At 56.2% G+C, this 11,195-nt stretch carries 8 protein-coding genes; 4 read left to right on the top strand and 4 right to left on the bottom strand.

The window, feature by feature from the left end:
* Positions 1 to 5 precede the first annotated feature (5 nt).
* On the top strand, positions 6 to 401 hold the full coding sequence (locus MPAL_RS06490; RefSeq protein ID WP_048145768.1) for a hypothetical protein: 396 nt from the start codon (positions 6 to 8) through the stop codon (positions 399 to 401).
* 73 nt (positions 402 to 474) lie between these two features.
* Here the strand turns inward: MPAL_RS06490 and MPAL_RS06485 are convergent, their stop codons facing one another.
* From MPAL_RS06485 to MPAL_RS06470, 4 genes are all read right to left on the bottom strand, one after another.
* Positions 475 to 4,272, bottom strand: coding sequence for a PAS domain S-box protein (locus MPAL_RS06485; RefSeq protein ID WP_012617946.1), 3,798 nt, complete (start codon positions 4,270 to 4,272; stop codon positions 475 to 477).
* A 147-nt stretch (positions 4,273 to 4,419) separates the two neighbouring features.
* Positions 4,420 to 5,133 (bottom strand): UPF0280 family protein, encoded by a 714-nt coding sequence (locus MPAL_RS06480; protein ID WP_012617945.1) that lies wholly within the window; start codon positions 5,131 to 5,133, stop codon positions 4,420 to 4,422.
* Positions 5,130 to 5,516 carry a 4Fe-4S binding protein gene (locus tag MPAL_RS06475; protein ID WP_012617944.1) on the bottom strand — a complete coding sequence of 129 codons (387 nt, stop codon included), beginning with the start codon at positions 5,514 to 5,516 and terminating at the stop codon, positions 5,130 to 5,132. Before MPAL_RS06475 ends, MPAL_RS06480 begins: the two co-directional genes overlap by 4 nt.
* The gene (locus MPAL_RS06470; RefSeq protein WP_012617943.1) at positions 5,513 to 7,021 is read right to left on the bottom strand and encodes a homocysteine biosynthesis protein; all 1,509 of its coding nucleotides are present in this window, start codon (positions 7,019 to 7,021) and stop codon (positions 5,513 to 5,515) included. Before MPAL_RS06470 ends, MPAL_RS06475 begins: the two co-directional genes overlap by 4 nt.
* A gap of 88 nt (positions 7,022 to 7,109) precedes the next feature.
* Between MPAL_RS06470 and MPAL_RS06465 the strand changes: the two genes are divergently transcribed.
* From MPAL_RS06465 to alaS, 3 genes are read left to right on the top strand one after another with little or no spacing between them, the layout of a single operon-like run.
* Positions 7,110 to 7,826: a Nif3-like dinuclear metal center hexameric protein gene (locus tag MPAL_RS06465; protein WP_012617942.1), complete on the top strand. Its 717-nt coding sequence runs from the start codon at positions 7,110 to 7,112 to the stop codon at positions 7,824 to 7,826.
* Positions 7,823 to 8,164 carry an SWIM zinc finger family protein gene (locus MPAL_RS06460; protein ID WP_012617941.1) on the top strand — a complete coding sequence of 114 codons (342 nt, stop codon included), beginning with the start codon at positions 7,823 to 7,825 and terminating at the stop codon, positions 8,162 to 8,164. Before MPAL_RS06465 ends, MPAL_RS06460 begins: the two co-directional genes overlap by 4 nt.
* Before the next feature lie 36 nt (positions 8,165 to 8,200).
* Complete coding sequence (gene alaS, locus MPAL_RS06455; RefSeq protein ID WP_012617940.1) at positions 8,201 to 10,942, top strand: alanine--tRNA ligase; 2,742 nt, start codon at positions 8,201 to 8,203, stop codon at positions 10,940 to 10,942.
* The last annotated feature ends 253 nt before the right edge of the window (positions 10,943 to 11,195 follow it).

Below are 11,195 nucleotides of genomic sequence, written 5' to 3'. Positions count from 1 at the left end.
AAAAGATGGTGGACCACGAGACCCTGCTTGAGATGACGGCTGACGATATATTCGCAGACTGCGAGGATGACGTGGTCTGTATTGCAGAGGCCCTTGAAGACCTGGACCCTGCGATGCGGGACGAGTTGCTCGTATCAGATCACCTGAACGCCTATCAGACCTTCTACTACTACTTCCGACAGATCCCTGAAGAATTGATCCAGGAACGGTTGATCCTGCAGCCGGCCTCTGCCCTGGGTGAGGGGGTGCTGGTCGAGGAGATCGATCTCTATGAACTGGTCTTCACCGTGCACCAGAGGGGGCCGCTGATGGCGGTCAGCGACGGGGAGGCCCTCCTTGAGACCTTCGAGGGGCCCCACGCCTACACCAGAGCAAGGGCCTACGCGGAAGATCTGATCTGATCCCATCAGCCTCCCCATCTCTTTGCCAGGTCCATATCATTCCAGTTCCCATTTTGAGACTGACGAACAGTTATTAAATACCGGCAAGCCGGTACGCCCCTTGTGGCACGGTGATCTCAAACCGAACCCCTCCAACCGGATCCCCTGTCTCCTGTATCGTGATGCCGGTGAGGTCGAGGATCTCCCGGACAAAGAAGAGTCCCCGGACCGGCGAACGTGTTCCTTCACCGCGTAAAAAGATCCGCTCTTTTTGGTCCTCCGGAATACCGGCTCCATCGTTTTCAAAGAAGATGACCGCTCCTCTGTTGGTTTCCTTATACCAGACCCGGATATGGCCTACCTGACCCCCATGTTCGATCGTGTTTTCGAAGAGGCCCTGGAACGCTTTTTCAAGCAGGGGATCAGCAAAGATCTCAAGGTTCTCAGTTTCGAGGCTGTGGCTTATATCACCAAGGAAGATGTGGGAGATCCCATACAGCATCGTCAGCTTGACATTCTGCCAGGTCGGGGGGGTTTCCCCCATATTCTGGTAATCCCTGGTAAATTCCGTTATCTCGTTGATCGACTGCATGACCGGTTCAATTTTTTGCAGGTACTGAAGAACACCAGTCTGCCCGACTGCAGAATGTTCTGCAAGTTCAAGAAAACTCTTCATGACAAAGATTCGACTCGTCAGATCCTTCCTTGTCAGATCGTTGAGAATGTTCAGTTTCCGGTTCACCTTCACGAGAGCATCTTCCGCCTGTTTGCGGGAAGAGATGTCGCGTCCTTCGGCGACGAGCAGCACAACAGTGCCATTCGGGGCAAAAACCGGCTTGATCGAGAAGTCAAAGAGCCCCCGGGTCTCCCCGGCTCCCTGTAATTCCACCTCGTACCGCACAAACTGCCCTGCCGCAGCCCGGGCAATTGCATCCTTCAGGTGACGTACCTGCTCTTCATCTCCCTGCCACCAGTGAGACTCCCAGAGCGGTTTATTGATTATCTGATCGGATGTTATCCCGGTAAAGTCCAATGCTGACTGATTTGCTTCTATCAGGGTGCCATCCGTCTTCATCAATCCGATGAACTGAAACGAAGCGTTGAAGATCGCCCTGAACCGCTCTTCACTCTCCCGAAACGCCTCCTCGGCTCGCTTCCGTTCGGTGATGTCTGTTGAAATGCCCAGCAAACCTGAAACCATTGTATGCTCGGTGTCCACAAAGATAGGAGTCTTGACTTCCCAATAGACGACGCACCGGCCGGACCCGGTATCGGCAACCTCAATCTCTTCAGACACAGGTTCACCCGCGAAGACGTGGGAATCTACTTCCTGCAGATGCTTGACGGTGTCGGGCGGGAAATAGCAAGTATCGTCGCACCCCGCCAGTTCCCCGGCAGAACAACCAAACAGTTCCAGCGTTGGCCGGTTGGCATACACGTATCGGGACTGCAGGTCCTTCATGTAGATATAGGCGGAAACATGATCCAGCGCCTCGCGAAAGCGCTCTGATTCGATGAGCGCATCTCTCAGTTTGAGCTCGGTCTGCTTGCGTTCGGTGATATCCTGTAATACACCCATCACCCGATGCGGCCTGCCCTGCGCATCCTTTTCGAGCCGGGCGATCGAATGAATGAACCTTTGGGGGGAACCGTCTGCGGGGTTGATGGCGTATTCAAGATTATACTCTCTCCCTGCATCGATCAGGTCTACGAGGGCCTGATGGACCCGTTCACGCTCCGGAATGCATCCTTCGATCTCATCGAGGGGGAAATCGCCGGCTATCGGGGGGAAACCAAAGAGGCGGAGCCCTTCAGCTGACCCCCAGATTATATCGGTCACGACGTGATATTCCCAGCTGCCTGAGTGACTGATATCCTGCGCCATCAGCAACCGTTCTTCGTTTATCCGGAGCGTCCGTTCAGTATCAACAAGGGCGTCGAACTGGCTTTTAAGTTCCTCCTCTGACACGGTCAGGTGTTCATAGGATTCCATCAGTTCCTGGTTCTTTCGTTCCAGCTCCGATTCAATCCTTTTCTGTTCAGTGATGTCGACGATGGTGCCTTCCGCTTCATCCTTTTCCCGGTTGATCCGGGCGGAGAACTGCGCCCAGAACGGACGCCCGGTCAGATGGTTTTTGAACTGAACGATATGATCGTCGATAGATCCCTGCTCACGGAGAAGACGGATCACCTCTTTGCGGTCGTCGGGATTCTCATACAGGTGGACAATGTCCTTTCCGATTGCATCTTCAACCGATAAATACCCTGCAAGGGTGGCATACACCTCGTTGCATGCAACAACTGTACCGTCTTTGAGGCTTGTCTCGAACAATCCTACCTGCGCAAACCGGTACAGGTTGCGGTACTTCCGCTCGCTCTCCTGCAGGGAATAAAGCAGTCTGTCCCGCTCGCTCACTGTCCGGGCCAGCGCGATGTTGCTGAAACTGAGCGTGGAGATCATCCGGGCGAACCTGGCATAAAATGCCATGACCGTGTCGACGGTCTTCCTGTTCCACCGGGGAACCAGATCGAGAGCGGCAAGGTAGGCATCTTCATCAAATCCATACCGTACTGCCTGTGCACGGAAGAGCTTAATATCAGGGGATTCATCATCATACAGGAACTGGCCAAGAAAGAGATTGCCCACGTGGTTTCCACCGACGATGATCGGGGTGACAAGATCCCACATATTATTTTTGCATTTGTATCTCCGGATCGTCCCTGGTGCTACCCCTTCCGTGAGATAGATATCGCTTTCAAGACAATTTTCACAGGTTTCCGGATTTGACCGGTGAAAGTGTGTACAGATAGTCTGCCACCCGGTCCCGATCAGGACCTTTCCCCTGCGATCAATAATCCCAATACCGATATGCGTGATAGCATAGAAGTCATCCATCATCGACTGGATCTCCTGCGTATCGATGATCTCTTCGAGGTCCAGGTTCCCACTTTCTGCCGTGGGGGAGAGGAGCCTTTCGAGTTTCTGCCGGACCCGTTCCTCGCTCGACTTCAGGGCCTCTTCGCTCCTGCTTAATTCGTCGATGGTCTGTCGGAGCAGTGCATGGGAAGCGGTCAGCTGATCGTAGGAGGCATTCAACTCCTCACTTTTCTTTTCCAGTTCCCGTTCAGTCCGTTTGCGTTCTGCAATATCCCGGCACAGGGTCAGAACGATCTGCCCCGAACCCGACTGAACTACCGAGGCGTTGATCTCTACTGGTTGAAAGGTCCCGTCCGGTCTCTGGTAATCGATCTCAAGACCCCGTACCTGTCCTGTCCCGAAGATATGCTCAATTTCCCGTGCATTCCTCTCAAGGTCATAGGGGGCAGTCCAGTCGGTAACCGGCCTTCCTTCGATTTCAGCAAAGCTTGACCGGCCGGTCAACCGGAGATATTCATCATTTGCCGTCGTGACCCGTCCGTCTTTATCAACGATAACATAACCGGTTCCTGTGGTCTCAACCAGGTTCCGGTACTGCTCTTCGCTCTCTTTCAGTGCATTCTCATAGGTGTGCCGTGCTATCGCGGTACAGATCTTATGGGAAAGTTCGGCATACTGTGACTTCGGTTCACCCCCTTTCTGGAGGTAAAAATCCACACCGCTGTTGATGGCCTCGATCACCACCTCTTCCCTGCCCTTGCCGGTAAAAAGGATGAACGGGAGGGTTTTATCGGTTTCACGCACCTTCTTCAAGAGCGTGATCCCGTCCATCCCCGGCATCTGGTAATCCGAGACTACTGCATCGTAATTCCCGGCAGCGATCCGGGAGAGAGCTTCACTTCCGGACATGGCGCAGTCGACAGAAAAAACCCCTCCGTTCTCCAGAAATATCCTGGTTATATCGAGCAGGGCGGGCTCGTCATCGACATAGAGAATGTGATACAGCTGCGACATGGGGTATGTTGACTGATAACGTCTATTGCCAATAAATAATCATTGCTTCCGGCGGACTCATCCCGGACAATCCTTCCGATATTATTTAAACCGGGTTCACCGTCACCACCCCAGAGTGGTAAAAATATCGATGACCTGGTTGTCGACTTAATATAGTTCGCCGGCAGTGATCAGATTCTCGTCGACCGTTGCACTGACCATCGGCGGAACCGAGCCCCAGCGCTGCACCTCGCCACCAAGGATTGCCACAGCCCCGTCGACACCACTCCCTGCGAGGCTGTCAAAGGCAGTGCTCACCCCAGGCCGAACCTGGTTGCAGAGCGCCGTCGCCCAGGCGTCGGCGACCGACGGGTCGGATGCAAAGACCGTCACCGCATCGGCGACCCCGAACGAGAGGGACGGCCCGACCGTCGCCGATGAGGTACAGACCCCATAGACCGCCGGCTGCGGCGGGAGAACAAACGCGACCTTTCCGGATATTGGTGACGTGCCGGCATAGATCCCGATCCTGAGCGGCCGGTCGGTGATCAGGGCGATGTCGCCGCCGTTATCGATCACCCCGAATGCGGCCCCTGCCCGGGCCATCGCACCCACCCCAATGGCGGCGATCGTGCCGGCGACCGCGGCCATCGGTCCGACCCCGGCACCTCCGGCTGCACCAGCCATCCGTTCCGCGATCGAAGGTCCATGATCCGGAGTATACGGCTCAAGCGTCATCTGAAAGAACGGATCCCTGGCGATGTACCGCTCCAGGTCCTGCCGGGCGGTGATCATCGCTTCCTTCGCCACCTCGATCCAGGCCTGCTCCTCGGCCAGGATCGTGGTGATCGTCTCCTTAAACTGAAAATGAGCCCGGATCATACCAGCAATGAAAGAGCATGGTGCGGGCAGGCCTGCTGGCACCTTCCGCAGAGCACACATCGTTCCTCCTTCACGATGAGACGCCAATCCGGGTCGAAGGAAAAGACGTTCTGCGAGCAGATCCCAATACAGGCCCCGCAGTCCACACACTCGTGCTCATCGAAGAGGATCGTCCGCTCCAGCGGTCGGGCCGAGGCCCCGAGCGCTTCCATCCGGTCCCGGATCAGCGCACAACTCTCCTCCGGCACATCGATCAGCACCTCCCCTTCAGAGGAGTCGATCCGAGCCCGTTCGACATTGATCAGCACGCCGGTCTCCTTGACCACCGTTGCAATGATCGGCTCGTTCCCCTTCTTCCGCGAGAAGGTCACCACCAGTTTCATCGTGTCCACCTCCTGCCGAACAGTTTTCCTAAGTCAAGTGCCGTCAGCATGCCGAGCACCCGGCCGGCCTTATCGATCACCGGCAGGGCACTGATATTATACTGTTCCAGTTTCTGGGCTGCAACGTCGACCACCTCATCGGGTGTGGTCGTGATCACTTTTCTCGTCATGATCTCCCTGACCAGCGAGACCTTCCCCGGGTTGGCGACGGCCTTGGAGAGGTCATAGGTGGTGACCATCCCGACCAGTCGTCCCTCCAGATTCAGCACCGTCAGGTGGTTGGTCTCACCCTTCAACAGTTTCTTTGCCGCCGTCCGGATCTCCTCGTCCTCGGTGATGCTCACCTGGTGCCGGTCCATGATATCACAGACCCGCGGGGCATGCACCGTCTCATGCATCGGGTGGGCGAGCTTGTTCGGATCGATCTGCCGGGTCGGCAGGGTCATCGACATCGTTCCGGCAAGGATCCGCTCTTTCAGGTCCGCCGCGACCCGCCTGGCCATCCGGAAGCTCGAGAGCGACGAGGCGGTCACCTCCTCCCCATTCAGATCGATCGTTCCGCTCTTCAGGTCGGCATAACTGACCTGCCGTAGAACCGGACGTGACCTGCTCGGCACCCCGTAGTCGACCAGATCGACCAGGATATCCTCGTCTCTGACTGCCGTGGACCGGACAACCTCGAGGTCAACCACCGGGATCGGCACCCCTACCCCGATGTACATCGTGACCCCATACCCCTGCATGGTGGCTGCACGCAGGTACTCCGGTGACATCTGCTTGAGGTCCCCGGTGACCATCAGGGTCCCGAATCCGGCACCGGACGAGTGCTGCGTCCCTTCCCCAACGATCATCCCCTGACCGCCACCGAGCAGGATCGGCGTCCCGCTTCCGATCACCCGGAACTTCGGGTCGTTGGTGATCGGGTTCAACAGCCCTGCCCCAGAATAGGTGATGTTTCCACTGTTCGGGAGGAGCATCCCCATGTAGGTGTGGAGGGTCCGGTCGGTGGTGTTGGTTGCGGCATTGTAGCGCTGGTATGCATTCCGGGGGTTACACATGGTGGCCTGGTTCAGATCCTCAAGGATCAGCTCGGTGTTGATCGTCCGCCGGGGATAGCAATCGGTACCGCGGGAGATGGCCCGGAGGTCGATCTGCTTCCCGGATACCAGGTCCTCGAGCACATGGGCGCCGCCGTACTGGTCCCCACGCGTTGTGGACTGCTGGGTGGCGCCGATATAAGCATCCACCGCAGCGAGGCCGGCATACGCCTCGACATCGTTCAGCCAGACCCGTTCCATTCGGATCGGCGGGTCGGCGTGACCGAAGTTCAGGAATGCTCCCGTCGAGCACATCGCTCCAAATGTTCCGGTCGTGACCACATCCACTGTTTCAAGGGCCCCTTCTTCACCGAGTTCATCAACCAGGGCAGGCATCTCCTCTGCTGTAACAACAGTGGCATTGCCGTCAGCGATCCGCTGGTTGATCAGGCCAATGGACTTTTCCATAGAAAGTACTACCCTTGAGAATATTTATATCTGGGGATATTCCCTCAGGTAATATATCCTTTAATTAGCTGGATGTCAAATTGTAGGTATGCAACGGGAAGCCCTGATCGGTCAACTCGAAGAGATCGCCCCACCAGACGGTGCCGAACCGTATGACGCCGGGCGGATCGGCCTGATCATCGAAGGCAGGGAAGAGATCGGGAGGATCTGCTGTGCCCTGGATGCGACCCCAAAAGTGATCGATGAAACCGTCCAGGCAGGGGCAGATCTGTTGGTCGTTCATCACACGCCGCTCTGGAATCCGATCACCACCGTCGACGGTCCTACCGCATCACTGCTCAGAGCGGTGCTCTCTGCCGAATTGAATATCTATGTGATGCATACCAACTTTGATCACGCCCCGGATGGAATCAACACCGGACTGGCATCACTCCTCTCCCTGACCGACCCGGAACCGATGTCGCTGGGTCTGGTCGGCACGGTGACGCTCTCCCTCTCCGAGATGGTCGATCGCCTGAACGCCGGACCGGTCAGGATCTATGGAACTCTGGACAGACTCGAACGGCTCGCCGTGGTCGGTGGAGGCGGATTTGATCCCTGCCTGCTCGCTGAGGCAAAGAAGATGGGCGCCGATGTGTTCCTCTCCTCAGAGATGAAGCATTCTGTGGCCAGAGCGGCACCGCTGCCGTGCATCGAATCCACACATTATGCGCTCGAAGCCCCCGGGATGCAGGCGCTGGCAGAACGGATGAACTGGACCTATATACCCGACCAGCCAGAACTCTCGATCTTTCCCTCGCTATGAGTGACCTCTGGGCTGATATCGAGGAGGCCGGAGCCCTGACTGAACCGCTTCGGGCTGCCGTGATTGAGCAGTATAAAAATCGGGGGATCAAGGCCCTGGAGGCTCTGGATGAGGAGAGGGTACAGAAGTACCTGGACTTCTGGGTCGTGGTCGGTACCAATGACAGATATATTGTTGACGAGGACTTCTGTACGTGCAACGACTTCATCTATCGTGGCGGCAGTTGCTGTCATATTCTGGCAGTCAAAATCGCGCAACTCACTGGAATTTTTCAGGAATACGCCCGTTGGTACCTCGATGAGCGACCATTCTGCATGAACAACCAACAGTATTTATGATCACCAGACGAAGATCGTTATAACACGTGGTTTTCCATGAGCGAAGAAGATTACGAGCTCGATTATTTCAAATCCGAGGGGCTGGTTCGGAAGACCTGCACGTCCTGTGGGGCATCATTCTGGACACGCGATCCTGAGCGTCAGGTCTGCGGGGATGCACCCTGTGAGCCCTACAATTTCATCGGAAATCCTGTCTTTCGACCGCATACCCTCGATGAGATGCGGGAAGCTTATCTCTCATTCTTTGAGCGCCACGGGCATACCCGGATCGACCGGTACCCCGTCGCAGCTCGATGGCGGGACGATATCTACCTGACGATCGCCTCGATTGCTGATTTTCAGCCCTATGTGACGAGCGGTGTCGTACCTCCGCCGGCAAACCCGCTGACGATCTCCCAGCCCTGCATCCGTCTGAACGATCTGGACTCGGTCGGACGATCCGGCCGGCACCTGACCCTCTTTGAGATGATGGCTCATCATGCCTTCAATTCGCCCAAAGAAGAGATCTACTGGAAGGACCACACCGTCGAACTCTGCGACGAGTTTGTACACTCCATCGGCGGCGACCTGAATGCGATCACCTACAAGGAGCACCCCTGGATCGGCGGAGGAAATGCCGGTCCATCAGTTGAAGTGATGATCGGTGGGCTTGAGATCGCCACACTGGTCTTTATGAGCCTTGGGCGGCAGAAGACCGATCACCCCCCTGTCGAACTGGAAGGGAACCAGTATTACCCGATGTCGACCAGGGTCGTCGACACCGGATACGGGCTCGAACGGATGGTCTGGGCCTCGACCGGTTCGCCGACCATCTATGATGCCGTCTTCCCGGATATGGTCAGCACCATCATGCACTCTGCCGGGCTCGACCATCACCTGGATAACCCGGAAAGCACGAAGATGCTGGCCCTGAACGCCAAGTTCGCCGGGCTTATGGACATCTCCGGTGCCAACCTCTTCCAGCTCAGAAAGAAGGTAGCCGCCACAATCGATGTTCCGATCGAGAAACTCCAGAAGATGATCGTCCCGATCGAACAGGTCTACACGATCGCCGACCACACCCGATGTCTGGCATACATGCTTGGGGATTTGATCGTCCCGTCCAATGTCAGGGAAGGGTATCTGGCCCGGCTCGTGCTACGGCGGACACTGCGGGTCATGAACGACCTCAAGATGGACATCGACCTCGGGGATCTGATAGAGATGCAGATCAACAAGATCGGAAACAGCCAGTTCGAGCAGAACCTGGATGTCATCCACGAGATCGTGGACCGCGAGGTCGAGAAGTATGCGGCAACCATCGAACGGGGTACCCGGATCATTCAGAAGGTCGCCACCACCTACAAGAAGAAGAGTGAGAAGGTACCACTCCAAGAGGTGGTCACTCTCTACGATTCGCATGGCCTGCCACCCGAGTTGATCAAGGAAGTCGCCTCAAAAGAGGGAGCCGTGGTCGACCTGCCGGATAACTTCTACTCCCTGATCGCCGATATGCATTCTGAGAGCCAGAAAGAGCAGGTGGACGATCCCCTTGAATCGTACCGAGAACGGGTCAGCGGGTTGCCGGACACGCATCCCCTCTATTATGAACTTCCCACCGAGGTGGAGTTCGAGGGGATGGTTCTGGACTTCTTCGACGGGTATGTAATCCTGGACCAGACCCTCTTCTATCCAGAAGGAGGTGGCCAGCCTGCAGATACCGGAACCCTTGTCACGGCCGAGTCTATGGTCCGGGTCGAGGACACCATCAAGATGGGCGGCGTGATCCTGCATAAGATCAGTGGTGGGAGCCTGAAACGCGGCGAACGGGTGAAAGGGATGGTCGATGAAGACCGGAGATGGTCGCTGATGCGCCATCATACGGCCACGCACATCCTGCTCCATGCCAGCAAAGAGGTGCTCGGCGCCCATATTCATCAGTCCGGCGCTCAGAAGGGAAGTGAGAGCTCGCGTATCGATATCAGGCACTTCAAGCATATCACGCCTGAAGAACTGCGCAGGATCGAGGTGAAGGCGAACCAGATCGTGATGAAGAACAGGCCGATCTCGATCAAGATCGAGGAACGGACCAAAGCCGAACAGAAGTATGGTTTCGGGCTGTACCAGGGTGGGGTTCCCCCGGGTAAAGAGATTCGGATTGTGAAGGTCGACGGCGATATCGAGGCCTGTGCAGGGACGCACTGCAAGTCTACGGGCGAAGTCGGTGCGATCAAGATCCTCCGGGTCGAGCACATCCAGGACGGGATCGAGCGGATCGAATTCTCAGCCGGCAGAGCAGCGATCACGGCGATGCAGCATGTCGAACAGTTGCTGGATGAGTCAGCTCAGACGCTCCGCATCCAGCCAGAGAACCTGCCGAGCAGCGTGCAGCGGTTCTTCACCGAATGGAAAGAGCGGGGGAAAGAGGTCGAACGGCTCAGGGCACGGCTGGTAGACCTCGAACTGCAGAACGTCAGGTACGAATCGGTCAGAGGGGTGAACCTTGTGATCAAAGAGATCGATGTGGATCCATCACAACTGGCATCACTGGCACGGAAACTGTCCAAAAACGACGGAGTTGCTCTGCTCGCCTCCAGCACGGATACGCTCCACCTGGTCCTCTCATCAGGGAGTAGATCCGTGGATGCAGGCAAGATCCTCGGTCAGATCGCGCTGCTCATCGATGGAAAAGGCGGTGGCAACGCCACGATGGCTCATGGGATCAGCGAGGACCGGTCTCAACTCGAGCCTGCTCTGCAGGCTGGCAAGAAACTGATCCTGGCCTCCCTCGGCGCCTGATTTTTTTATCGGTCCAGAGCGCACCGCAGTTATTCCAATTCACGGTCATTTTACGAATATTTTCTATGAATCCTTTCATTCCACCGCAGGATTTCTGCATATTCCCAAGCAGTTGAGGAAAAGTATATCTAGCGTTGCATCGCTATCGGAGCATAGTACACAGCAGTTCGTCCCTGTGAAAAACATGGCTGGAACTGACTTGTTTACAATGATGGTGATACAATCATGCAACGATCCCATTACCTTCTGATCT

Source organism: Methanosphaerula palustris E1-9c (assembly GCF_000021965.1).
Lineage (GTDB): Archaea > Halobacteriota > Methanomicrobia > Methanomicrobiales > Methanospirillaceae > Methanosphaerula > Methanosphaerula palustris.
Note: the sequence above shows the minus strand (reverse complement) of the source record. Positions and strands in the feature narration are given on the sequence as shown.